This is a genomic window from Halomonas sp. MMH1-48, assembly GCF_022348105.1.
GTDB lineage: Bacteria > Pseudomonadota > Gammaproteobacteria > Pseudomonadales > Halomonadaceae > Vreelandella > Vreelandella piezotolerans.
Window position 1 is genome coordinate 1 of the sequence record NZ_JAKRFL010000029.1, and the last position, 25,702, is coordinate 25,702.

Annotated in this window: 22 protein-coding genes; 12 read left to right on the forward strand and 10 right to left on the reverse strand. The window is 56.7% G+C overall.

The features are described 5' to 3' along the window. Positions 1-292: 292 nt before the first annotated feature. The 6 genes from MHM37_RS16280 to MHM37_RS16305 form a co-directional block, all read right to left on the reverse strand. Positions 293-1,285, reverse strand: a complete 993-nt coding sequence (locus MHM37_RS16280) for an adenosine deaminase (RefSeq protein WP_239297331.1) — start codon at positions 1,283-1,285, stop codon at positions 293-295. Then, complete coding sequence (gene cydC / locus MHM37_RS16285; RefSeq protein ID WP_153843863.1) at positions 1,278-3,017, reverse strand: thiol reductant ABC exporter subunit CydC; 1,740 nt, start codon at positions 3,015-3,017, stop codon at positions 1,278-1,280. Before cydC ends, MHM37_RS16280 begins: the two co-directional genes overlap by 8 nt. Beyond that, entirely contained in the window at positions 3,014-4,699 is a 1,686-nt protein-coding gene (cydD, locus tag MHM37_RS16290; protein WP_239297333.1) for a thiol reductant ABC exporter subunit CydD, read from the reverse strand. The genes cydC and cydD overlap by 4 nt, the downstream gene beginning before the upstream one ends. A gap of 4 nt (positions 4,700-4,703) precedes the next feature. Continuing rightward, entirely contained in the window at positions 4,704-5,705 is a 1,002-nt protein-coding gene (cydB, locus tag MHM37_RS16295; protein ID WP_139528017.1) for a cytochrome d ubiquinol oxidase subunit II, read from the reverse strand. A gap of 2 nt (positions 5,706-5,707) precedes the next feature. Continuing rightward, complete coding sequence (locus tag MHM37_RS16300) at positions 5,708-7,123, reverse strand: cytochrome ubiquinol oxidase subunit I (protein ID WP_153843865.1); 1,416 nt, start codon at positions 7,121-7,123, stop codon at positions 5,708-5,710. A 211-nt stretch (positions 7,124-7,334) separates the two neighbouring features. Next, positions 7,335-8,309 carry a calcium/sodium antiporter gene (locus MHM37_RS16305; RefSeq protein ID WP_153843866.1) on the reverse strand — a complete coding sequence of 325 codons (975 nt, stop codon included), beginning with the start codon at positions 8,307-8,309 and terminating at the stop codon, positions 7,335-7,337. Positions 8,310-8,476: 167 nt separating this feature from the next. Here MHM37_RS16305 and MHM37_RS16310 point away from each other — a divergent pair, with 167 nt between their 5' ends. The 8 genes from MHM37_RS16310 to MHM37_RS16345 all read left to right on the forward strand — a co-directional run bounded on the left by MHM37_RS16310 (position 8,477) and on the right by MHM37_RS16345 (position 16,861). Beyond that, on the forward strand, positions 8,477-9,838 hold the full coding sequence (locus tag MHM37_RS16310) for a paraquat-inducible protein A (protein ID WP_139528020.1): 1,362 nt from the start codon (positions 8,477-8,479) through the stop codon (positions 9,836-9,838). Next, positions 9,831-11,513 carry an intermembrane transport protein PqiB gene (gene pqiB, locus MHM37_RS16315; RefSeq protein ID WP_153843867.1) on the forward strand — a complete coding sequence of 561 codons (1,683 nt, stop codon included), beginning with the start codon at positions 9,831-9,833 and terminating at the stop codon, positions 11,511-11,513. The genes MHM37_RS16310 and pqiB overlap by 8 nt, the downstream gene beginning before the upstream one ends. A gap of 15 nt (positions 11,514-11,528) precedes the next feature. Then, the gene (locus MHM37_RS16320) at positions 11,529-12,116 is read left to right on the forward strand and encodes an ABC-type transport auxiliary lipoprotein family protein (RefSeq protein ID WP_231125659.1); all 588 of its coding nucleotides are present in this window, start codon (positions 11,529-11,531) and stop codon (positions 12,114-12,116) included. A 268-nt stretch (positions 12,117-12,384) separates the two neighbouring features. Next, positions 12,385-13,638, forward strand: coding sequence for a DEAD/DEAH box helicase (locus MHM37_RS16325; RefSeq protein ID WP_139528023.1), 1,254 nt, complete (start codon positions 12,385-12,387; stop codon positions 13,636-13,638). Between the two features lie 76 nt (positions 13,639-13,714). Then, positions 13,715-14,215, forward strand: coding sequence for a hypothetical protein (locus MHM37_RS16330; protein ID WP_139528024.1), 501 nt, complete (start codon positions 13,715-13,717; stop codon positions 14,213-14,215). A gap of 9 nt (positions 14,216-14,224) precedes the next feature. Further along, entirely contained in the window at positions 14,225-15,427 is a 1,203-nt protein-coding gene (locus tag MHM37_RS16335; protein ID WP_153843869.1) for an MFS transporter, read from the forward strand. Positions 15,428-15,452: 25 nt separating this feature from the next. Further along, a complete protein-coding gene (locus MHM37_RS16340; RefSeq protein ID WP_153843870.1) occupies positions 15,453-16,523 on the forward strand; it encodes an asparaginase in 1,071 nt (356 codons plus the stop codon). A gap of 98 nt (positions 16,524-16,621) precedes the next feature. Next, entirely contained in the window at positions 16,622-16,861 is a 240-nt protein-coding gene (locus tag MHM37_RS16345) for a DUF2789 domain-containing protein (protein WP_139528027.1), read from the forward strand. Between the two features lie 10 nt (positions 16,862-16,871). On the opposite strand, the gene MHM37_RS16350 is transcribed toward MHM37_RS16345, so the two are convergent. Beyond that, entirely contained in the window at positions 16,872-17,543 is a 672-nt protein-coding gene (locus tag MHM37_RS16350; RefSeq protein ID WP_153843871.1) for a VTT domain-containing protein, read from the reverse strand. Further along, on the reverse strand, positions 17,536-17,952 hold the full coding sequence (locus tag MHM37_RS16355; protein WP_139528029.1) for an SRPBCC family protein: 417 nt from the start codon (positions 17,950-17,952) through the stop codon (positions 17,536-17,538). The genes MHM37_RS16350 and MHM37_RS16355 overlap by 8 nt, the downstream gene beginning before the upstream one ends. Positions 17,953-18,143: 191 nt before the next feature. Between MHM37_RS16355 and queC the strand changes: the two genes are divergently transcribed. Genes queC through MHM37_RS16375 form a run of 4 tightly spaced genes read left to right on the forward strand, consistent with a single transcriptional unit; the run spans position 18,144 to position 20,627 of the window. Continuing rightward, complete coding sequence (gene queC, locus MHM37_RS16360) at positions 18,144-18,854, forward strand: 7-cyano-7-deazaguanine synthase QueC (RefSeq protein WP_153843872.1); 711 nt, start codon at positions 18,144-18,146, stop codon at positions 18,852-18,854. Continuing rightward, the gene (queE, locus tag MHM37_RS16365) at positions 18,854-19,516 is read left to right on the forward strand and encodes a 7-carboxy-7-deazaguanine synthase (RefSeq protein ID WP_153843873.1); all 663 of its coding nucleotides are present in this window, start codon (positions 18,854-18,856) and stop codon (positions 19,514-19,516) included. Before queC ends, queE begins: the two co-directional genes overlap by 1 nt. After that, a complete protein-coding gene (locus MHM37_RS16370) occupies positions 19,516-20,349 on the forward strand; it encodes a 6-carboxytetrahydropterin synthase (protein ID WP_239297335.1) in 834 nt (277 codons plus the stop codon). The genes queE and MHM37_RS16370 overlap by 1 nt, the downstream gene beginning before the upstream one ends. After that, complete coding sequence (locus MHM37_RS16375) at positions 20,346-20,627, forward strand: YkgJ family cysteine cluster protein (protein ID WP_139528033.1); 282 nt, start codon at positions 20,346-20,348, stop codon at positions 20,625-20,627. The genes MHM37_RS16370 and MHM37_RS16375 overlap by 4 nt, the downstream gene beginning before the upstream one ends. A gap of 5 nt (positions 20,628-20,632) precedes the next feature. Here MHM37_RS16375 and MHM37_RS16380 read toward each other — a convergent pair whose 3' ends face one another. Together MHM37_RS16380 and MHM37_RS16385 are read right to left on the reverse strand one after the other, a co-directional pair. Then, a complete protein-coding gene (locus MHM37_RS16380) occupies positions 20,633-24,538 on the reverse strand; it encodes an AAA family ATPase (protein WP_153843874.1) in 3,906 nt (1,301 codons plus the stop codon). A gap of 29 nt (positions 24,539-24,567) precedes the next feature. Then, positions 24,568-25,224 (reverse strand): tRNA-(ms[2]io[6]A)-hydroxylase, encoded by a 657-nt coding sequence (locus tag MHM37_RS16385; protein ID WP_139528035.1) that lies wholly within the window; start codon positions 25,222-25,224, stop codon positions 24,568-24,570. Positions 25,225-25,702: the final 478 nt, after the last annotated feature.

The following is a 25,702-nucleotide window of genomic DNA, read 5'->3' on the forward strand; positions in this document are numbered from 1 at the left end:
CCATGATCAAACTCTTCAGTTTAAGATCAATGCGGTTCTTGCCTGTCGCCGAAGCAACAGAAGCGAACCAAACTTGGCTCAAGGGTCAAACGAATTCATTCATTAGGCCGAAGCCTGTTTGACGAGTGCTTGCCTTGATAATAGGTGACTTGTCACCCTCATCGGCAAGCGCCCACATGAATTACCTGATCAAATTGTTAAAGAGCTTTTCGAAGGGCGTTGCCGTTCGATGTGGGGCGTATTTTACGCATTTAACTCCGCGCGTCAACACCTTTTTTTGCCAGACACCTCATCAAGCAGCGGCTAAACGTTTGAGAAGTTCGTCGCGTCGCTGCTCGCTGACAAATGCCTCCTCGATAGCGTAACGATTGAGCATTCGAAAGGTATCTTCATCCCAGCCAAACGCATCGGCACACGCCAAATGGTTCTCCAGCAATCCACCGCCGAAATAGGCAGGGTCGTCGGAGCTAATGGTGACTTTGAGCCCCTCGGCCAACAGTTGGGGCAAAGCGTGGTCACTTAGCCGCTCGACAACTTTCAAGCTGACGTTTGACAGCGGACACACGGTCAGGACCGTTTGCTGATCACGCAAACGCTTGACCACGTCATCGCTTTCCAGACAGCGCACGCCGTGATCGATACGTTGCACTTCTAGGATATCGAGCGCTTGAGCAATGTATTCGGCAGGTCCCTCTTCTCCGGCGTGGGCAACACGGACCAGACCAAGTTCCTTGGCGCGAGCGAACAGCGCTTGAAACTTGACCGGAGGATGATCGCGCTCGGCGCTATCGAGTCCGATAGCATCCAGGAACTTCCAATAGGGAGAGGCCTGTTCAAGCACATGCAACGCTTCATCGGCGGGACGATCACGAAGAAAAGCCATGATCATGCCGATCGTCAAATCCAACGATGCTTCGGCCTCCTCTTTCGCCCGTAGAAGACCGGCCATGACGACTTCGAGCGGTACGCCGCGCTGTAGATGCGCCTGGGGGTCGAAGTGGATGTCGATATGCATCACCCCTTCGCTACGGGCACGCTTGAAATAGTCCATGGCAAGATCGTAAAAGTCTTGTTCATTGCGCAGTACGTTCATGCCTTGGTAATAAAGATCTAAAAACCCTTGAAGGTCTTTGAAATCGTAGGCCGCTTTCGCTTCGTCCACGGACGCATAGGGCAACTCGATCCCGTTACGGGCCGCCAGTGCGAACATGAGCTCAGGCTCCAAGGTGCCTTCAATATGCAAGTGGAGCTCGACTTTGGGAAGTTGACATAAAAACTCATTCATACGGCGCGCCTGCTTGCGGTTGGGAGAAAGAAGTAGTATCGGTACATAAGCGCCCACCATCAAGGTGCCACCAAGCATCGATCCCAGCCAAAAGCGCCGCGTCCTCGGTTTGATGAACGAAGAAAATCACGGTTCGCCGTGCGAGCCAGCGATCTAGCGCCGCGGCCAAGTGCTTTGCCGTATCGGCGTCTACGCTAGCAAACGGTTCATCCAACAACACAACAGATGGATCGCGCAGCATCAATCTCGCCAAAGCAACCCTTCTTGCCTGACCTCCAGACAATTGCTGGCCTTTTTCGCCCACGTTCGTCGAGAGCCGCTTAGGCTGCTGTGCTACCCAGTCTTCCAAGCCCACCATGTTGAGTACCCGCCACAACTCGTCATCGGTAGCGCTCGGCTTGGCGATCCGTAAATTCGACTCAAGCGTTCCATCGAATAGATCCGTTTGCTGAGTGAGAAAGGCGAAATACTCGGCTCGACTCTCTGTGGAGAGACGATGTGGCGGCACTCCAGCGACACGAATCTCGCCCTGGGTCGGTGCCATACGTCCCATCAACACACTGGCCAACGTCGATTTACCAGATCCCGACACACCAGTAATCACGACTCGGGTATGTGGCAAGAGCGTCGCCTGTACATCGACCAGTGCTGGATACATCGTGTTGGGATAAGCGTAATGAACGGAAACAAGCTGGATGGCATGCTCATCGGCACGATAGGGAAGCCCTTGCATGTCGATTACAGGCGCTAGGGGTTTGAGAGCATTCAAACGCTGCACGGCTGCGTAACTCGCGCCCAGTTTCAAGAACGCCGCGGGGAGCAACGCGAACACTTCGTTCATTCCCAGCACAGCAATCACGGCCATGACGAGCACCGGACCCACGACCTGCTCTGCCGAAAACGCCAAACTTCCCAGCCATAGCGTGGCGATGAGCATCAGCCCGGTCACCGCAGAAACGAAGGCGTTGCCCAAGGCCAATTTCAAAGCCAAACGACGCTGGTTCTCGGTGGATACTGCTTCGAGATTCTGGATTTTCTGGCGATGCCACCCGCTTGTTTGATAGCTACGCAGCTCCGCAGATGCCTGCACCTGATCCAATACCAATCGACGTAGCTCCTCTTGATCACTGACGTGCTGGTAGCTATTACCGAAGCCGATCCAACCAAAACCGACCGTCACCACTAGCCAAAGCAGCGTGAATACCAAAGCCATCACCACAGCAACCCAAGGTAGCCATATGGCGATGAACCCGGAGACCACGAGTACGGTCAGCAGCGCCGCTACCGGAGGGATCAGACAACGTAAGTAGAGGTTATTGAGTTGATCGATATCTGCCGTTAGACGGCTGAGCCATTCACTTGCACGTTGCCGTTTGAGAGTCGCATCATCCAGGCCTGTCAAATCACCGAACACTCGGTAGCGTAGATCGGCCAACAGGGTAAGCACGGTGCTATGGTTGTATAAACGCTCAACGTACCGCGCCAAAGTCCTCAGCAGGGCAAAAAAGCGGATGCCTCCACCGGGTACGTATACGTCCAACGTCGACGGAAGACCCGCCGCGAGCGCGATCCCCGCCAAGGCGCAGGACACGATGAACCATCCGGACAGTCCTAGTAGTGACAAACCCGCAAGCAAGGTCACCCAAACCAATAAGGCTCCCAACCAGAACTGTTGACGGCGGCGAAGCAGTAACTTAAGCCAAGGCGCAACGTCACGAAAAAGGGCCATCATTGCTTTACCTCCACCAGCTGGCCTGAGCGGCATACAAAGTGGCGATTGGCTACCGTCATGACGGCCGGGTGATGCGTCGCCATGACTAGCGTACGCCCCTCACCTGCCCATTCGAGCAGCGCCTGGATGACCACGCTTTCCGTTTCTGCGTCTAAACTTGCCGTCGGTTCATCGAGCAAAATAAGCCGAGCCTGACTAAGATACACGCGCGCCAGCGCAAGCCGCTGCGCCTGTCCACCAGAAAGGCCAACACCACGTTCACCCACGGTCGTTTCCAATCCATGGGGCAAACTTGCCAATAGCTTGCCAAGCCCGGCTCGCTGCAAAGCTTTCACGAGCGCAGCGTCATCCGCCTTTGGAGAAGCAATGCGCAGATTATCAGCTAAAGAGCCCTGCAGTATGCACGGCGCTTGATCCAGCCAAGCAATAGGAATAGAAAGGTCGATGCGGCACACTCCACGAGTAGGCCTCATGAACCCCGCCATGAGTGCCAGCAGTGACGACTTACCGCTACCAGACTCACCGGTGAGCACGGCCACATCGCCCTGCCTTAGCGACATACTCACATCGCTGAGCACCGGCGTACGTTCAGCGTAGCGAATATCGACGCCATCAAGCTCGAGGAGCACGCCAGACGCCGAGGGCGGCAACGGAGAGGAAGCTACTTGGTTGGGTTCGTTGAGAATGGCCACGACGCTCTCAGCGGCGCCAAGGGCAGCAGCACGATCATGATAATGTTGCGACAGCGTTCTAAGCGGCTGAAAAAATTCCGGTGCAAGGAGCAACACTGCCAACCCGCTAAACAGCGTCAACTGGGGCGAAGGACCGTAATCGATGTATCCTAGCAAGCCAAAACCGACATACATGGCCACGACAGCAATCGCGACGGAAGCAAAAAACTCCAAGACCGCCGACGATAAGAACGCTAAACGCAGCGTCCGCATACTCAGTCGACGATAGTGATCGGTGGCGTACCACACATCTTGCTGAGCCTCTTTGGTGTGACCAAACAACTGCAGGGTGGTCATTCCGCGCACTCGGTCGATAAAGTGTGCGGAAAGACGAGAGACGGCCATGAACTGATCACGATTCAATCGCTCAGCCCCCATCCCTGCCAATGCCATGAACAGCGGTATTAGTGGGGCGGATAAAAGCAGAAAAAAGGCAACCAGGTAGTCGAGCCAAACGACAATGCTCAGTATCAGCATCGGCAACGCCACGACGATTCTCAGCTGCGGATAAAAGCGAGCGAAGTAACCATCCAGCGCCTCGATGTGCTCCACCGACTGAGTGGCCAATGCCCCACTCTGCTGACGCGTCAACCATGTTGGCCCAAGCGCCGAGATTTTGTCGAGCAGGGTTTGCCTGGCATATTGGCGAATGCGAAGGCTTGCTTTAGCGCTACACGTCTCTTGCAGTGCCTGAAAAAGCGAACGCAGCAAGACAACCACCACGAGGCCAACGAACGGTAGCACGAGTGACCAGGGGGAACTCCCTGCAATGACCAACTGGTCGATCAGCCAAGCAAGCCCCACCACCAGCAGGACGGTTTGCATACCCGCCAGCACGCCCCAAACCGCCGCCCACATCAGCTGTTTCTGCTCGCGTTTGGCAAGCAAGTTAAGCCAATGGCGCGGCGTCATGGCCTCCACCGTGTTCACTTCGGGAGGATGGTGTGCCATAGCGTTAGTGGTATCCCTCCCCTACACGCACCTTGCCGCGGAACACCCAGTAGGTCCAAGCGGTATAGGCCAGGATGATCGGGATAACGAACAGCACGCCAATCAGCAGGAACAATTGTGATTCGGGCGCTGACGCGGCGTCCCAAAGTGTGTAATTGGGCGGCACGATAACCGGCCATTTACTGACGATCAGCCCTAAGTAGGTAAAGACGTAGATGCCTATCGTTGCTACGAACGGTATCCCTTCATCGCGACGCTTGACGGAGCGATACACCATGAAGGCCGAAAAAAGCGCCAACGCTGGGAAAATCCAGATCAGTTGAAGATGGCCGAACCAACGTTCCCACACCACCGGATTAACGAACGGCGTCCAAATACTGATAATGGCGAACACCCCGAGCACCAGCGCCAGCAGCATGGGCGTGATCTTATACGCCCAGTCTTGGATATGACCTTCCGATTTGAGGATCAACCAAGTCGCACCAAGCAGAGCGTAGCCCGCCATCAAGCCTAGTCCCGTGAGCACTGAGAACGGCGTCAACCAGTCGAAAGCACCGCCCACGAAAGCAAAGTTTTCGACACGGAAGCCTTGAATGTACGCCCCGACCACGGCCCCTTGGGCAAACGCCGCCACACCGGAACCCCAGCTGAATGCACGGTTCCACCAGCGCCGATTACGACGCGACTTGAAGCGAAATTCAAACGCGACGCCGCGGAAAATCAGCCCGGCCAGCATCAAAAAGACCCCTATGTAAAGCGCTGGCAAAAAGACCGAATACACCAATGGGAAAGCACCCAGCAGGCCCGCGCCCCCCAAAACCAGCCAGGTCTCGTTGCCATCCCATACAGGGGCTACCGAGTTCATCATGACATCGCGGGAATCTTCATCTGGGGCGAAGGGAAACAGTATCCCCAAGCCCAGATCGAAACCATCCATTAATACGTACATCATGATGCCGAAGCCGATGATGCCCGCCCAAATTAGCGTTAAATCAAACATTTCCATGTTCAGCTCCTGACCGGATCGACGTCATCGTCAAAAGGGGTGTGTGCCGCAGAGAATGGGCGCATAGGCCGCTTGAAGTTCTCACTCGTCGTTTCCTGCTCGTCGTGAGGCAGCATGCCATTGCGTACCACGCGGGTGAGGTAGTAAATACCGGCGTAGAACACGACGGCATAGACTGCCACGTAGCCAATCAGAGTGAATAGCGCCATTGGCCCGGTCAGCGACGGCGTCAATCCCTCGGCATGGGTCATCATGCCGTAAACCAGCCAAGGAGCGCGTCCGGATTCGGTGACGATCCAACCTGCCAACACCGCCGCGAAAGGCATGGGGATCATACAGACCAGCGCCTTTAAATAGCCCGAGTGTTCGTACACTCTGCCCTTGCGACGCATCAGCAGACCAATGAAGGCGGTTGCAATCATCAGCAGACCGATGCCGACCATGACACGGAAAGCCCAAAATACGATGATAACGGGTGGCTGCTCCTCAGGAGCAGCTTCGCTGATCCCAGGAATTACCCCATCGGGAGAGTGGGTCAAGATAATGCTAGCGAGGTTCGGAATGCCGATCTCAAGATGGTTGGTTTGCGCTTCCTGGTCCGGAATGGCAAACAGCAGCAGCGGTACGTTGCTAGACGTTTCCCAATGCCCTTCCATCGCCGCCACTTTAGTCGGCTGATGCTCGAGTGTGTTCAAACCATGAAAGTCCCCGACCACCGCTTGTGCAGGTGCGAGAAAAAGGAGTAGCCACAAGCACATGGAGAGTGCGCGGCGATTGGCCTCTGGATCGCGCCCACGAAGCAGGAACCAAGCGCTGACGCCCGCCACGACGAAACCACCCGTCAAGAAAGACGCCATGGCCATATGGGCAAAGCGATACGGGAAAGAGGGATTGAAGATAGCCTCGAACCAAGAGAGTACGTGGAAGCGGTTGTCGATCAGTTCCACACCGGCAGGCGTGTGCATCCAGCTATTGGCTGACAAAATCCAGAAGGAAGAAATGAACGTACCCACTGCCACCATAATGGCAGCAAACAGGTGCACCCCTTGCGGGACTTTTCCACGGCCAAACAAGAGCACACCGAGGAATGCCGCTTCCAAGAAGAACGCGGTGACGACTTCATAGCTCAGCACGGGCCCCAAGAAGTTGGAGGCGGCCTGGGAAAAGTTGCTCCAATTGGTGCCGAACTGGAAAGACATCACGATACCCGAGACGACGCCCATGCCGAAGACAACGGCAAATACCTTGGTCCAAAACAGCGAAAGGCGGTCCCACGCAGGATTGCCGGTCTTAAAGTACAGCCCATGGAGCAGCGCAATATAGGACGCTAGCCCAATGGTAAAGACTGGAAAGATCGCATGAAACGATACAACGAAGGCGAACTGTATTCGCGATAGTACTAGGGGGTCGAGTTCCATCACACTCTCCTAAGACCTGAGTTGGTATCCCGTCAATGGGTGTCACAAGCTTAGTTGAGCCTTAATGGCGCTGCATTTTAGTTATAAGCACTAAGCTTATTCTTTACATGCGTTGTAGTTTACCGTTTCGACCATCGCTATACAGCGTAAGTTTGCCTGAAAAGCTGTGTCGCATTGACGCACACTCTCCAGGCAACACCACTTTGCCGTACTAGGCCATCACCACGATGCTGACCATATAGCCGGTGTAGGCAATAAACATGGTAAAGAGTGCACCACCCTCGATACGGTTGATACGCCGCGGACGCCCACGCCAAGAGAACGCAAACAGCACCATGACGAGCGTCATGAGCGTCATTACGCTCCAATCCCGCATCAGCACTTCACGCCCCGCCTCGATCGGCGCAATGACGCCCGCCAAGCCCACCACGGCCATGCTATTGAAGAGGTTCGAGCCGACAACGTTACCTAGCACCATGTCATGTTCATTGCGGCGCAAGGCGCTGATAGAGGACGCTAATTCAGGTAACGACGTGCCCACCGCCACCACCGTCAAACCGATGATCAAATCACTCACACCAAAACCCACGGCAATTTCAACGGCGCCCCATACCAGCAATCGAGAGCTGGCAATCAATAACACCAATCCAATCAGCGTCCACATGATGGACTTACCGCGAGACATCGGCTTGCTATCCAGGCTTTCGGTCACTTCTGCCATCAACGGATCGTCTTGCTGACCGCGAGCGTTGAAGATGCTCGCCGTAATGAACACGCCAAGCCCGATGAGCAACAGCGCCGCTTCAAGCCGCGATATCCATCCGTCCCATAGCATGTATCCCGTCACTAGCATCACCAAGACGAGTAGCGGCATCTCTTTACGAATTACCCCCGAATGGACGGCGAGAGGCGCCATCAGTGCGACAAAACCCAGCACCAACCCCATGTTGGCAATGTTAGAACCGTAAGCGTTACCCACCGCCAAACCAGGATTGCCTTGCGTTGCCGCCAGTACCGAGACCATCATCTCCGGGGCGGATGTACCAAACCCAATCACCAGCATGCCGATCAAGAGCGGCGAAAGCCCTAACCAGCGCGACGTCGCCGCGGCACCGTCGATAAACTTCTCTGCACTCCATATCAGCAGGACCAAGCCCACTACCACAGCAAGAAAGGCGAGTAACATTTCAGTTCCTTAATGTCATAATGTTAGGCACTATCGCGGCTGCATCCTTGTCTAACGAGCCTGTTTGGTCAAGTGCCGTTTGCAAGCGTCGGTTCCGTTCCCTAAATTGACTGGCACCACGCTCCATCGTATTGGTTCTTACCATCTCATGCACAGAGAGTTTGCTGTTGCCCCATTACTCTTTCATCAAACGGCCTTCTCTGCCGGTTAACTCTCCCGAGGTCGACTGTTTTCCACCTGAGACCCGCACTCAGCGGCGGCGCCTGCGCGCCTGCCATGAGTGTGACTGGGTTTCGGCCCTTCCGCCGCTCAAATCAGGTGAAAAAGCAACCTGCCCGCGCTGTTCACACGTACTGGTAAAGCGCCATCGCTATCCGGCTCAGCGCAGCATGGCGCTCGCACTGGCCTCACTAATAGCACTGTTGGTAGCGATCTCGTTTCCCTTCGTGAGCTTTAGCGTTAGCGGCGTCGGCAATCGCATCGAACTATCACAAACGGCGACGACGCTGATCGCGTTTCATCAGCCCATCGTTGCCATCGCCGTCATGATGACCATACTCGTGCTACCCGCCGTTTATTTAGTGGGTGTGGTATGGCTACAGTTTGGACTCTTGCGCGCGCGACCCATGCCGTTCAGCCGTGATATCGCCCGCTCGCTGGCCCATTTGACCCCATGGATGATGGCGGATGTCTTCATCATTGGCGCCCTGGTCAGCTTGATCAAAATAGCGGGTATGGCGCAAATCGAACTAGGCATCTCCTTTTGGGCGTTTTGCCTCTTCGGTATTTTGCTATTGATGACGGTGCAATCCATCGACGGCGACTGGATGTGGTTCTCGCTTGAAGGCGAGCCCCTTGCCCCTGAGGGCACATTGACCGGTACGACCGCTGCCAACCAAGGTGTCACTGGGTGCCCCACCTGCGGATTGGTCAATCGCATCGAACATGACCGACAGCGATGTTTGCGCTGCCATGAGAAACTGCATACTCGGCTGCCACACAGCCTGCAGCGTACATGGGCGCTGCTGTTTGCCGCCACCGTCATGTACCTTCCGGCCAACCTCTATCCCATCATGACCACCACGAGCTTGGGCAACGCTACGCCCTCCACCATCATTGGAGGAGTCGTTCAGCTCATCCAAATGGGATCATGGCCAGTAGCCGCCGTCATATTCGTAGCCAGTGTCATCGTGCCGGTCGGCAAACTGGTCGCTCTGGCCTGGCTTTGCTTGATGCTCAAACGCAGCAATGAACTCAATGCCCAGAGCCGCACCCGGCTCTATCGTTTGACCGAGTTCATTGGACGCTGGTCCATGGTCGACGTATTCGTGGTGGCCATTTTGGTTGCTCTCATCCGCGCGGGGTCGTTAATGTCGATTACGCCTGGACCAGCCGCCCTGGCGTTTGGCGCGGTGGTCGTGCTCACCATGCTCGCGGCTATGACCTTCGACCCCCGCTTGATATGGGATACTCAACCTTCTCGCTCTCTTCGCCGTAAAACGGCCACCAAGGAACCTGTTGATGGCTAACGATTCCATGCCTCAGAACACACCCAACCCAGATCAAGGCGAGTTGCACAAAGCCAAGGCGTCGCCCCAAACACGCTTGTCCCCGATTTGGATCGTGCCGCTGGTTGCCGTGATCATCGGGCTATGGCTGGTTTACGACAACTACTCCAGTCGCGGCACCCTGGTCACGTTGACGATGGAAAGCGCGGAAGGAATCGAGGCGGGCAGTACGCTCATTCGCAGTCGCAACGTCGAGATTGGTCGGGTCCAGAGCGTACGCTTGTCCGATGACCTCTCCCATGCCGTCATGGTGGCGCGCATTCAACCCGGGGCGGAAGCTATGCTAAGAGAAGATAGCCGCTTTTGGGTCGTCAAACCGCGTATTGGCCGCGAGGGCATCAGTGGGCTGGGTACCGTTCTTTCAGGTGCCTACATCCAGCTAGAACCGGGTCAGTCAGAAGAGCCACAGCGAGAATTCGAGGTTAGCGATGTACCTCCCGTGGCTCCCGCCGGCCAAGCTGGGTTGCAAATCAACTTGGTGAGCCAACTAGGCAACTCGCTGCGCATCGGCGACCCGGTCTCTTATCAGGGCTACACGGTAGGCCGCGTAGAAGACACGCGCTTTGAACCTGAAACGCGCACCATGCACCATCAAGTTTTCATCGAAGAGCCCTACGCCCAGCTCGTCACCGACAGCACGCGCTTCTGGACGGCCAGCGGGATCGACTTCCGCCTGGATGCCGATGGTGTGAGAGTCAATGTCGAATCCCTCGAAGCGCTATTGGGCGGCGGTGTGACCTTTGGCGTACCGGAAGACCTTCCCATGGGCAAACCTGTGGAGGCCAACACACGCTTTAATCTCTACGCGGACGAAGATACTGCCCGGGAAGGCACGTTCAACCGATACTTGGAGTATGTTTTGCTGGTTGACGACACGGTAAGAGGCTTGTCTCGGGGAGCACCGGTGGAGTTTCGTGGAGTGAGAATCGGCACCGTCGCCGCGGTCCCTTGGAATTTCACGGCGCCACAGCCTGATTCCCGGGCGCGATTCGCCATTCCGGTACTCATTCGCATCGAACCCCAACGCTTGGGTATCGAAAACACCGACATCGACCTAGAGGAGTGGGATGCGCGCTTCAAGCGGATGTTTGGGCTAGGCCTGCGCGCCTCGCTTAAGAATGGCAGCCTGCTCACAGGGGCGCTGTTTGTCGACCTTAACTTCCAGCGCGACCTTGCCGATGAGTACGTCGCCGAGCGATTTGCCGAGCGAACCGTGTTCCCCACTGTGGCTGGCGGTTTTGCACAGATTCAGGCACAGGTCACCAGCCTGCTCGAAAAGCTCAACGCGCTGGAAGTCGAACCTCTTCTTGCGGGGCTAGAGCGTAATCTTCAAGCCTCGGAAAGCGTGCTAAACGAGGTTCGCGAGGTCAGTACATCGATCCATCAGTTATTGAACGACCCGGATACTCAGGCGATTGGCGGCAACTTGAACGGCACGTTGGAAGAACTGCGCCGCACACTGGAAGGCGTTTCGCCCTCCTCGCCAGCGTACCAAGAACTGACCGGCGCCATCGAGCGCCTAGATAGACTAATGCGCGATCTACAGCCGCTCACCCGGACGCTGAACGAGAACCCAAGGGCGCTGCTGTTCGATAACTTGGACACCCAGGACCCGATTCCTCGCGCTCCTCGCTAATTAAGGATGACCGTTATGTTACGTCGCTTATCTCTATTTTGGCTGGCGGCTTTTACGAGCCTACTCTTGTCCGCCTGTGCCAGCAGCGTATCTCCACCCACGCGCTATATGTTACCTACAAGCCCGGCGGTCAACGCACCGAGCCGTGCCGAAACAACGCTTCAAGTCAGCCCCCTCCGCCTAGCCCACTATTTGGATGTGGACGGCATCGTAATGCAGCTCGATGACATCACTTTGAATGAAGCGCGCGAGCATCAGTGGGCGGAGAGCATTGGCCGGCAATTAGAACGCGCGTTACGCGCCGAATTAACCGACCAGCTTCCTAGCGTGCAGGTAGTGCGGGCGGAAGGCAGTCGTCCCAGTGCGCTGACGCTCTCATTGGAAGTGGATCAGTTCCAGGGCCGCTATGATGGCGTTGCAGTGACCAGCGGCCAATGGCAACTGCGCGATAGCGATGGCGAGATGCTCGCCCTAAAAAGCTTCACTGCTGAAACGGTCCTCGATCAGGACGGCTACCCAGCCCTGGTGCGCTCGTTGGGCGAGAGCTGGCAGGTAGTGGCCGAGCAAATCGCCGACCAGTTGCGTCAAGGCGGCTACTTATAACCCCAGGCGTGTTCGCTACGGGTAGCGCGTCGACGTGAGACTTTCGTGTTACACTCACGACCACGACGACGTCACTGTCAGCGCCACCCTGTCTCCCTCTTGTGAAACCCAGAGGTGTCACAAGACGTTTTAACGCCCGTCGCGGCACAGCGTGCTATCTGTCAAACTTCGCTGCCGCGACGGTGTACCATCCTCGCTTTTTTGAACATGACGCTTAGCAGCGCCGCCCATTAGGTGGTGCCGCCTGCTATGCGACTGCGGAGAACGCATGAGCTTTTCTGATCTTGGTCTGCACGACGATTTATTACGCGCGGTGAACGCGCAGGGCTATACACAGCCGACGCCGATTCAACAAAAGGCCATTCCCGTCGTTCTCGAAGGACGCGATCTCCTTGCCAGCGCACAAACCGGCACGGGTAAAACGGCAGGCTTCACACTGCCGATGCTACAGCGCTTGGCAAACGGCAAGCGTCCCGGGAAGCGCCAAGTGCGCGCGCTCGTCCTCACGCCGACCCGCGAGCTGGCGGCACAGGTGGGCGAAAGCGTAGCGGCCTATGGACAACACCTTTCGCTGCGCTCCCACATCATTTTTGGCGGCGTCGGTCAACAGCCCCAAGTCGATGCTTTAAGGCATGGTCTCGACGTGCTGGTCGCTACCCCTGGCCGCCTGCTCGACCTGCACCAGCAAGGGCACGTCGACCTGTCCGCCATTGAAATCCTGGTACTGGATGAGGCGGACCGCATGCTGGACATGGGCTTCATTCACGATATCAAGCGCCTACTGCGCCTGGTCCCCAAGCAACGCCAAAACCTCCTGTTTTCTGCCACATTCTCCAACGAGATCCAAACGTTGGCGCAGCAGCTACTCGATAATCCCGCTCTCATCGAGGTGGCGCCACGCAACACCACGGCAGAAAAAGTCGAGCAAGCGATCTACCGAGTGGATCGCGATAAAAAGCGCGACTTGTTGGCGCACTTGATCCAGCGTCACAACTGGTTTCAGGTACTAGTATTCACTCGCACCAAGCACGGCGCTAACCGGCTAGCCGAGCAACTCTCCAAGCAGGATATCCCTGCCATGGCGATCCACGGCAACAAAAGTCAGGGTGCACGCACGCGTGCGCTCGGTGCGTTCAAGAGCGGCGATTTACAGGTGCTCGTCGCCACTGATATTGCCGCGCGCGGCCTAGACATCAATGAACTTCCCCATGTGGTGAACTTCGATCTGCCCAATGTCGCTGAAGATTACGTTCACCGCATCGGTCGCACAGGGCGTGCGGGCAGCAATGGTGAAGCTGTCTCGTTGGTGTGCATCGACGAGCATGGTCTGCTCAAAAACATCGAGCGACTGATCAATCAAACGTTGCCGAAACACATCGAACCGGGCTTCGAGCCCGACCCCAATGCCAAGCCAGAACCCATCGAAAATGGTCGCCGGAGTCAGCGTCCACCTCGTCGGCGCAAGCAAGATGGGCCATCTACCAATACGGGTGGAGAGCGACGTCGCCGTAGCCGCCGCTAGCCCGCACGCCCGGAATGTGCGAAGGTATCGCCTCGCCTATTCGGGCGTTTTTGCTGAATTAATTCATGGAGTGACTATGGCGTCTTCACAACTCATGGCCGATTATCGCCAATGGCTGGTCTTTCAGCGTCAGGAGCAACTCAGCCGCGAACACCAGGGAATCGCGCAACGCTTGGAGGACGCCCGCGCCTCAGCGAATCAGGTCGTGCAAGCCTACCGCAGCATGGCTGAAAAAGCTGCTGCCGAAGGCGCCTGCTATCGCACGCTTTTCCTACGCGAGCGTGACAACGCGTCACTCCCCTGCGAAGGTTGGCTGTTCGTACGCCGCGTATTGAGTGAAGGGAACAGCACACGTGTTCGTGCCACTCTACTGGAAACCTTCACGCTGGAAGATGGTATCGTGGCACCAGGAGAGAAGCCCGCCAATAAGCTGACGCTCGAAATCTACGATAAACTGGAAATCGACAAAGGCATGCGAACGCAAGTACGCGTCGACTGCCTGGATAACCCGGAAGATTTTCACTTCATCACCCTGCTCGATGCGGTACGCGGCGACCTGCGCCCTCACTTGAAATAAGCCTGCGCCATGGTTTCACGCCACGCTTGCCGCTTCATTGTGTTGATGTTCTTGGTAGGGCTCAATTTGCGCCCTGCCATGTCATCGGTGGCACCGTTACTCAATCGTTTGCAAGAGAACGCAGGGCTCTCAGCCCCAGCAGCGGGCCTCCTGACCACCCTTCCCGTGCTGTTTCTTGGTTTGACGGCACCGCTTGCGCCTATCATCGGTCGTCGACTGGGGAGCGAACGTGCGCTAAGCAGTGCCCTACTTCTGCTGGCCAGCGGTTTATTGATCCGCGTACTACCACTGCCTGGGATGTTGTACGTGGGTACTGCCATGGCAGGAAGCGCTATTGGGCTTGCGGGGACGCTGTTACCCGCGCTGGTCAAACGCGAACTTCCCCAAAATGCGGACCTATTGACCGGACTCTACACTATGGCACTCTGCATGGGAGGCGCGCTAGGTGCCGGGCTCAGCGTCCCGCTGATGCAGTGGCTAGGCGGTTGGCAGGCCAGTTTGGTCAGTTGGGCGCTTTTAGCCCTCGCCACCTTTATCGTTTGGGTTCGCTATGCACCCACGCCTTACTCCTCGAAGGCCATTGGCTCCCCCTCCAGCCTTCCGCTCGTCACGTTACTTAGCAAGCCGCTTACCTGGCAGGTCATGCTGTTCATGGGCATCCAGTCCTCCATGGCCTATATCGTGTTCGGCTGGCTGCCAACGCTGCTCATCGAGCGGGGTTACACAGAAGCTACTGCCGGGTGGACGATGGCCGTTTCCATCCTGTGTCAGCTGGCCTCAGCACTGAGCGCCCCATGGATTGCGCGCCTCCATCACGACCAACGCCCTGCCCTCCTGCTGGTATTGATCTGCACGGCGATGGGTCTCGCCTGCTTACTGGCAGCGCCTTTGACCTGGCGCTGGCCAGGCGCCGTATTGCTAGGACTTGGGCAAGGCGGAAGCTTTAGCCTTGCATTAAGCCTGCTGGTGTTACGAACTGCCAACGAACGCTTAGCAGGGCAGCTATCCGGCTTGGTACAGGGCGGCGGATACACATTGGCCGCCTTGGGGCCCTTTGGGGTAGGCTTGATGCTCCAAGCCGGTGCTACCACTGAACATATCGCCTGGCTACTCATTGGCCTGATTGGCATTTGCGGCATTTTCGCGCTGTTTGCAGGCCGACAGCGGCAACTCGACGACCATAGCGGCCATCTTCAGGTCTATCACCGATAACGTTTAGCTCTCACAGGATACCGCGATGAGCCAAGCTCCTCTTCTAGCCGATACGCCCCACCGCCAAGAGCGGGTATTGGTCATTTACACCGGTGGCACGATTGGCATGCAGCCCCAGGCCAACGGCTTGTCGCCAGCAGGAAATTTTTCCGAGCGCTTAGACAAGGCACTGAGTCAACGGTCACTGCATGATCAATCCCTGCTTCCCGCCTACGACGTGATGAGCTACTCGCCTTTGATCGACTCTAGCGCCGCAACGCCATTGACGTGGCAGCAGCTTGCCAACGATATCGCCGAACGCTTCGATCAATACCGTGGATTCGTGGTCATCCACGGCACCGACACGCTCAGCTGGACCGCCGCGAGCCTGGCCTATCAGCTCCAAGGCCTGGACCGGCCCGTCGTTTTAACAGGCGCGATGGCACCACTCGAAACCCCCAACGGCGATGGGTTAGGCAATGTGTATGGCGCTTTACGGTTCTCGGCCCATCCTCAATTACAAGAAGTCGCGGTCTATTTCGCCGATCGTTTACTCAGAGGGGTTCGCGCCATCAAACAACACAGTGAAGCCTCCGATGCCTTCACTTCACCAAGCTATCCACCGCTAGGGGAGCGCGTAGGTGACGATTTCATCCTCTTCCCAAGGCGTGGCTTGGTTTACCAACAGCGCGGCGCACCGCGATTCGAACGATTGGATTATCAACCCGTGGCTCGGGGCGAAGTGGTCCGGATTGCTCTTTGGCCAGGAATAGCTGCTTGGCAACTCGACGCATGGCTTGGTCACCCTAACGTCAAGGGGGCGCTGCTACAGCTCTGGGGAGCAGGTAATTTGCCTGATGACCCCGACCTTCTTGCTGTAATCGCCAAAGCCAGCGGCGAAGGCAAGTTGATCGCCGCCATCAGCCAATGCCCCCAGGGTCGCGTAAAGATGGGCGCTTATGCTGCAGGTAATGGCCTCGTGGATGCGGGCGTATTGTCTGGAGACGACATGACACCCGAAGCCGTCTATACCAAGCTGGTCCATCTAATTGCTCAACCGCTTTCACCAGAAGACCGGCGCGAGCGCTTCATGATGCCGCTCGTAGGCGAGCGTTAACGGCAAGACTCCGACTCATACTGGCGTAGCCGCTAATAAACGCTATGGTTAACTTATCTGTTTAACGTTTATTACCCCAATAGGATAGGAAGCGACTTATGGATCAGCCGGTGCATCACTTTAGTGAACTCTTCGAGCAGTTAGGCCTACGCTCGGATGCGGAATCCATCGAGCGCTTCATTCAGCGCCACTCACCGCTACCCAAAGAGATGCCGTTGGCGGATGCACCCTGCTGGAACGAGGGACAAGCCGACTTTCTTAGGGAAGCCGTAGAGGAAGACGCCGATTGGGCCGAGGTGGTCGACCACCTAGATGCGTCTATGCACAAGACTCACTAAGTTCTGGGACTCATGAAGCCATTTGACGCGCCGCCTCCAGGCGGCGCCGATACCAAGCTCCTAAAAGTAATAGGAGTGTCAATGCCAGCAGTGGCAGCATGACATCCCATTGCAGGGCATCCTCTTCTTCGATGGCTTCCAGCGCGCCATAGATGGCGCTGCTATACACTGCCCATTTGACCGATAACCCAAGACATGCGGCTAGCAGATAGCGACCAAGCGAAATTTTGCCCAACCCTGCTGCGAAATTGATGACCGAGTGGGGAAAACCCGGTAACACTCGTATGGCGCACTGCGTTAGAAGATCACTTCGTGCTTTGAGGTGCTCCATCACCTTTAGCGTCAAGCCTCTAGGCTGCCAGCGCTCACCCAGTCGTGCAGCCAATGCGTATGCCCCCCAGGCCCCCACCACGCTACTGACCGTTAACATCAGTGTGGCTACTAGAGGCGTATAAAACGGAGCAATCAGCCATAGGCCTATGCTACCGGGCAGACCTACGGCAAGTGTCAGCGCCATGGCCACCATCACAGATGCGATCACCGCGGGGTGATGAGACATCGTGGCGGCCCAGCGCTTCAGCGCGGACAAATCAGGGGAGTACCACAGCCAGAGATAAGCCAACATGGCAGCGGCCGCAAAGCTTACTACCCAGCGCCAAGAATGAAGCGACAATTTAGCCATTCAGCCGTGCTTCGACCCGATCGAGAATTTGTCGGCTGACCTTGCCCACCAACGGCTTTGCTGCTTTGTTGACGGCTTTTTCCATTAGGCGATTGCGAATCTCATAATGTAGCGTCAACGCCACCTCCGTGCCCTCGGGTACGGCCCGCAGCTGATACCGGCCTTGATTTTTGACACCCTCCAACGACTCCCAAGCCAGCACATGGGGCGGCTGAATGTCGGTGACGACAACATCGAACGACCAATCCATCCCTACTGCCCGCACGTGCCAGCGATAGCGGTTTTCGCCTAAGCTATCGATGGAGCGAATGAGGTCCGAGTAATCGGCAAAATCTTCGACACGGCGTAGCAGATCAAACACCCGCTCGGGGGGAGCCTTGACGATTTCGCTATGTTCTATCGTGGCCATAAGTGTCTTCCTAACGGCTTGGCCAATTAGCTTAACATGGCAAACCACTCACACACACCGACTGAGACGCACTAGCCCACTGGCTAGATGGTTCGCTATTGCGTAAACTGCCGCCTTTCCGGACCGGACCCCGGAACACTGCCTTGCACCGAGGCAAAGACACATAAATTCTCCGACGATGAGCATTTCGTATGTCCTCTACCGCTTCACCTGGCGCCAAGGCGTCAGCCACCGTCGTGATTTACTCCGGCGGCATGGACTCTTTCACTGTTTTACATCGCGCCATTCGGGAAGGACTCACTGTCCACGCGCTCTCTTTCGACTATGGCCAGCGCCACCGCCGGGAGCTCGACACCGCCCGCCAGGTGTGCGAATCCCTGGGCATTGCTCACAAAGTCGTCGATATTCGCGCCATCCATGGGCTGATCGATAACTCAGCGCTGACCAATAGCGCTATCGACATGCCCACCGGCAATTACGACGCAAACAACCTCAGCGCCACGGTAGTGCCTAATCGCAACATGATTTTGCTCTCCCTGGCCATTGCCAAGGCGGTCAACATTGGCGCGGGGCGGGTGGATTACGGCGCTCATGGGGGCGACCACGTACTCTACCCAGACTGTCGTCCCGAGTTTGTCGATGCCATGAATCACGTTGCCGGTATCGCCAACTTCGAACCCGTGTTACTTCATGCGCCTTATCTAAACGTTCGTAAAGAGGATATTCTGCGCGAAGGGTTAGCCATGGGGCTGGACTATCGCCAGACGTGGACCTGCTACGAAGGCCGCGAACTCGCCTGCGGCCAGTGCGGTAGTTGCCGTGAGCGGTTGGCCGCCTTTGCGGCCAACAATTGCGTCGATCCTCTTGCTTACGCTATCGACACGTCGCAGGGTGGCCGCTGATGTACCACGTCAAAGAGGCTTTCTACACCCTGCAGGGCGAAGGCGCCCAAGCGGGTCGCGCCAGCGTGTTTTGCCGCTTCACCGGCTGCAACCTCTGGTCAGGTAGAGAAGCGGATAGACCTAACGCCAAATGCACCTTTTGCGATACCGATTTCATCGGCACCGATGGGGTCAACGGCGGCCGATTCGAGACCGCAATGGCGCTAGCACTTCATATAAAAGCACTGTGGCCTCGAGAAGTGAGTCAAGCAGTGCCTTACGTGGTGTTCACTGGCGGCGAACCGTTGCTACAACTCGATAGCGCCCTGATCGCCACGTTACATAGCGAAGGCTTCGAAGTGGCCGTTGAGACCAACGGCACGATGCCTGCCCCTGCAGGCATCGACTGGCTCTGTGTGAGTCCCAAGGGCCGCAATCCATTAGCGATCACTCAGGGGGACGAGCTGAAGCTGGTCTACCCTCAGGCGGATGCGCTGCCCGAGCAGTTTACTCACCTCGCTTTCAAGCACTTCTTTTTACAGCCCATAGACCTCAGTGCTGTCGCCCATGCGCAGATAGCTACCGACAGGGCGGACATCGTGAAAGCTACCACTGCCTACTGCATGGCCAACCCCCAGTGGCGTCTGTCACTGCAAACGCACAAAATCGCAGGATTCGAGTAATGGCCCTATTCGTTAATCAACTAACCCACGTCGATGTTTCCCTTTGGTGCTCTGTGAGCGGGCTGGTTGGCTGTAGCTGGCAGGTAGATGCCCAGCTTGAGGGAGAGCTAGGCGAGGATGGCATGCTGTTCGACTTCGGCGAAGTCAAACCATGGATCAAGCGCACCCTGGATAGCGGATTGGATCACACCTTACTGGTTCCCACCCAAGCACCTGGGGTCGAGATCAGCGAGTGCGATGAAGGCGTTTGCCTCCGTACCACCCACCCCTACCCCATGGAAGTTCGTGGACCGGCAGAGGCGTTTACGCTGCTGCCTTGGGAATCGATCTCCCTAGCACGCGTCACCCGTTATCTCAGCGATCAACTCACCGAGCAGCGACCAGCCAACGTGGAACGTGTAATGCTGACGCTTAGTAATGAGCGTGTAGATGGCGCAGCCTATGGCTACAGTCATGGACTTAAGCGCCATTTGGGGAATTGCCAGCGCATCGCCCACGGCCACCGCTCTCGCTTACATATTTTCCAAGAGCAGCAGAGACAGCCGTCGCTGGAACGGCAGTGGGGCGCTTGGCTAGACAACCGGTATTTGCTGGAAGAAGCGGACATGACAGAGCATAGCAAAACGCAACTGACTTGCCGCTATGAGGCTGCTCAAGGCCGTTTCTCGATCACCTTGCCAACCGAGCGGTGTTGCGTGCTACCCAAACCCACCACCGTCGAAAACATCGCTCAATGGCTGGCCAATCAGATTGCCGAAAAGACGGGAATAGTGACCGAAGTTCATGCGTTCGAGGGCATAAACAAAGGTGCGACGGCACTGGCGACACCATGAGCGAGCTCATTGCCAGTGACAGCACCGTTGGTTGTCGTCCAGGCTGCGGTGCATGCTGCATCGCGCCGTCTATAACCTCCCCCATTCCGGGGATGCCCCATGGAAAACCGGCAGGCGTACGCTGCGTTCACCTAGACGACCACCATCTATGCATGCTGTTTGGCAGTCCGCAGCGACCGGACGTATGCGGTCAATTCGATTATGACCCTATGGTATGTGGCGAACACCGTAATGAGGCGCTCGCCACGCTATCATGGCTGGAGCAGAGCACGCGCTAAATGGCCTACGTCTCCTTTTCGACGCTTAGCGTGTGAGGCAAACGTCGATCCAACAAGCTTACCCAGCGCACCAGCACCGGCGCATCACTATGACTTACCTCCCCCAACAGGCGCCGGAATGCATCTTTTGCCGCCTGGTCATGGGGAGCAATACGCGTCAACCAGAGCTCCAGGGCCGCTAATTCCTGATGGCGATTGCCATGTTCTCGCGCCTGGTTGATTGCCATATCGGCCAAGGCTCTCACTTCACTGGCGGGATGACCCAGCAAATCACGCACCCTAGCCAGCTGTGTCGCCAGCTCGGGCAAAAATAGTGTGGTGCGCTCTCGGGCAATCACCAAGCACTGATCCAGGTACTCTTCGGCGGCCTTCAACTCACCAAGCTCGACACAGGCGTCCGAATACCATAAAACAGGACGTTGGAACCGGTCACGCCCGTTCAGCTCGGCCATCTGATCCAGACTGTCTCTCAGTTGCACCAACCCGGCATGATCTCCCGCCATGGCCTTCTGCCAGCCCAGCATGCCCTGAGCAGAAATCTGCCACAGCTGTAGATCAGGCGTTCCCGTCATCGCCGCCGCACGCTCAGCGTGACGGGCAGCGAGATGTACATGGCCCAGCTGGCGATACAAAGCGGCGGCGAACAACAGCGCCATGGCCAGTGTCCCTGGATGGCCGATTTTCTCGGCCAACCGAATGGCCGACGACACGTGTCGTTCGGCGCGCTGATAGTCACCGCGCAAACAGAGCGCCCACCCCTGAAAGCAGGCCGCCGTTACCTGCGGGTGATCCGAAAACGGCAGCCACTCGATCATCATGGGCGCATTGAGTGGATCGATTTCATCCAAGTGATCATGAGCCTGCTGAATGCGCCCTGCCCAATATTCACAGTGTGCCCGGGCGTAGTCGGCCAGACGCCGATAGCGGGGGTCCTCCAGGCGTTCGGCGATATCTGCTAGCGTCGAGGCGAGGGCAAACGCATCTGCATGGGCATAGCGCTGGCTGCGGCCCACCCATAGCCCCCACTTCACCAAGAAAATTTGCTCGAGATCTTCCGGGTCGTCCGGCGTATCGCCACCCGATTGACGCAGTAACTCCCGCGCGCGCACGAAACTCTCATGAGCCGTGGGCGAGCCGTGGCCCTCTAGCGCAAAGGCTGCTTGGCCACGAACGGTCAGCAGACTCACCTCGCGCTCCACCTCATGCTCGACATGGCGCAAGCTCGCCAAACCAAAGTCCGCCATCCGCAGCGCCGTTCGGTTGGCGCTTACTTTTAGCGCTTCACGGGCAGACAGCTCGAAATAGCGCGCACCCCGGGCATAGTGACCGCTACGCCGTAGGTGAGTCGCGAAATCTCCAGGATGGCGGCTGATCCATACAGGGAAACGCTCTTCGATCAAGGTAACGACCTGCTGGTGTAACTTGACCCGCACGTCGCGAGGACAGGAGAGGTACGCCGCCTCCTGCAGCAACTGATGGCTAAACTGGTATTCATGCTCAGCGCTCTCTTTATCAACCGGCTCGATGACCTCCAGTTGACGCATGTGCTCCACCGCTTGCGAGAGCCGCGCCTTCTCCCATCCGCTGCATTCAGCCAAGAAATCCAAGCGAAAACGCTTGCCCAGAACGGCGGCAATATGAGCAATCTCGCGATCGCCTTCCAACTGGTCGATACGACTCGCCAACAGCCCCAGTAAACCCTTGGGCAACTCGTCGAACTGAACGCTGCGACCTTCGCGTCGATCCATATCGAGCCGCCGGCAAATCTCCTGCATATAGAGCGGGACGCCGTCACAGCGCTCAATGATCTGGTTGCGCAAACGGGGACTCAAATGCATACGGTAGCGACGCGACAACTGCGAGAGCAGCCGCGAGGATTGCAGTGCATCAAGCTTTCCGAGGCTGATCTGTTGATCCCAATGCAGCTTGACCGGCAGCGCCTCTCGACCGTGATGGCTAGCCACCAGCATGAAGGCCGTATTGATCGGCAGGCGGGCCTGTAAACCAGCAAGGACCTTGAAGGAGGGCTCGTCTAGCCACTGCAAGTCATCCACCATCAAGACGAGCGTCTGGGCACTAGCGCGCTGATCGATCAGACGATGCAGCAGCTTCACAACCAGCTCGACCGCTTCACCATTTTGTGTGAGCTGGGTAATTTCCTGAACGTCTCTCACCCCTAGCGCTTCTTCGAGCAATTGTTGACGCGCAGCGTCCAGCGGCGCGTCGCCTAGCGCTGCTTGCAACTGGTGCAACCCTGCTAACGTCGGCGTAGTATCCAGGTGCCACGCCAGCAGCGTTCGCGCCACCCCATAGGGCTCTAGTACGGACAAGCGCGTGGTAGGCTGCCAACAGATTGCAGCGTCGCGGCTTAGCTCTAGCTGACGAAACCCCACCATCAACGCCGATTTCCCCATTCCAGAGGCACCGCGTACGAGAACGCTTTGGCGTAAACCAATACCTGCGCGCGCCAGAGCATCGCGCAGGGTTCGCAGCGACGTCTCGCGGCCGACCAAGCTTGGCGGTAGCGCGTCGCGGCCACCCTCGTTCTGGCCCAACACCAGTGCGCGTAAGCGAACGCGTCCATCACTGGCCACCAGCCGCGAGACCAAACGCGGCTGTAGGTCTAGCGCCGGCGGCATGTGCTGACTGGCTTCTTGGGAAATCACCAGTTCACTGCCTTCGGCGGCACTCATCAACTCGAGCGATACCTGAGTGACCTGGCCCAGGGGGTCGGCTAGCTGACGCTCGGGCAAATAGACTACCCGTCCACTATTGAGACCTGCCGCTAGCTCGAAGGTGGGGGCCTCGCCGTCACCACTCCAGTGGCGTTCGGTTTCTTGAGTGAGCGCCTGCTGGCAATGCTCGTAAAGCGCCACTAGCTCGGCAAGCTGGTGCGCCGGACCATGAGTACCAAAGCATGCCAACCCCAATCCCCCTGTGGCTCCTGGCAACCAAAAACCACCCAAGTGATGGCACTGCTGTTCTAGCCAGCGCATCAGTTCCAGTTGAAGCGCCAGGCAGTTACGGGTGGCAGCGCGATCTTGCCAGTCCCCTTTCAAACGTAAACGAATCGCCATGACCGACAATTGGCGAAGTTCGATCTCATCTTCACGCAGCGGCTTGCTATCGGCGGCCATCGCACGAGAGAAAGCTCCCTGGGGAGACATCGCTCGTGGGTCATGGTGGCCGTCGGACCAATAGCTCGCCAATTGCAAAAAACTAGGCTCAGGTTGCTGGCCCGAAAGCGCCAGCAACTGTAAGTAGCTGTTGTATTGCTCATGAGCAGCCGCCATTTGATTCTGCTCCGCCAACTGGCGCACCAACCGCTCATGGAAAGGTCCATAGCCCGAAAAGCGGCTTACCAAGCCCTCCAGCATATCGTTAGGCGTCTCGTCATGGCTCTCCAACACCTGTTCGGCGAAGCGTATGACACGCTGGCGCCATTCGTTACGCACCTGCACCAGCCAGCGCTGAAACTCGCTACAGTTGGACAACTGCAGCTCCTCGATGAGGTCACCCTGGTAGCAGGCCATTACCTCTTCGAGCGTATCAAGATCCTTTGGGCCTTCCAGCAATTGCTGCAAATCGTGTAGATCGACTTGCCAATGGGCAGGTAGATGAAAAGCGATCGTCTGACGAGAAACGTTCAGCACTTGGTCAGCGCTTTCCCCCATCGACTGCCGCAGGCAGTGCAGCGCATGGCGCAAGTTGGTACGGCCAGACGATAATCCCTGATCTGGCCAGAGCAGCTCTGCCAGCGCTGCCCGATTGACCGGCTGGCGATGCAACAGCAGGTACACCAGCAGAGCTTTCACTTTGTCGTAACTAAAATGAGTGAGTACGTCCTCTCCCTGCGTCAAGGAGAAGTGACCAAACAAGGTCAGCTGATCTGTCTGTTGAGCATCGCGCATGGAATACTTCCTGCCTGGCTAGCGGCGGCTTAGGCGGGCACACCGCTATGAAAACGAAACGCCGTATCCGGAGCAGTGATCAACTCCGCTTCACGTGCGATAAAGAAGGCAATACGATCATCGATCGGCTCTGCAGTCTGTTGACGCGCCAACAGCAGATAATCTTCGAAATGGCGTCCTTCGGATTTCACAAGCGTGCGGTAAAACTTTGCCAGCTCTTCGTCGAGATAAGGGATGAGACGTGCGAACCGCTCACAGCTACGCGCTTCGATCAGGGCACCGATAATCAATACATCGATCAAGCGCTCTGGATCATGACTGCGCACATGCTGTCGCAGCCCTTCGGCATAGCGCGACGCAGTGAGGTGATGGTACGTCACTCCGCGCTTCTCCATGAGACCGACTACCTGCTCGAAGTGGAGCAGCTCTTCACGGGCCAACTGAGACATTTTACTGAGCAACAGCGGTTGATCGACGTAGCGATACAGTAGGCTCATGGCCGTAGAAGCCGCTTTCTTTTCGCACTGCGCATGATCGATCAGCAGTATGTCCGGATTGGTAAGCGCCCACTGAAGCCAGCTATCCGGTGTGGGGCAGGCCAGAAACGCATGCAGGCTTTCTGGCAGCAAATCTTCCGCCTGCATGGCGTGGTCTGCTGTTTTAAGTTCGACTAATTGTATAGACATATTACCGCTACCGAGCGTTTATCACACTATTGTACAACATATAAACGCCGTTGGCGTTTGTTCCCTAAAAACCGAAGGCCACTTATTACTATGGCGCTCCAATTTCCATATAGCATATCGCTAATATATAAGCTCGGTTTATTTGATGCTCCACACACCCCATAAACCTAGTGGTGACGCGCTAACCCTCGTCTATGGCCATGGTAACGCGGCATAACAATAATCACACCCGCGCTTACCGTAAAACAGCCCGATTGGTAAAAAACTTTCAGCTAGGGAGCACAGTAACGAAAAAAACGGCTTAGAAGGAGCCAAAAAACAGCACCTCAACATAAAGTACAAGCAAGCACTTAGCCCGGATTTCTCACAGGGTATAAAAGAAAGCGGCTGAAAGTGCTATGATTTCAAGAACCTAACCAATCCATCAAGCACCAACAGCCGCTTCCAAAATGGTACCTGAAAAGCTGACCTTCTCGCC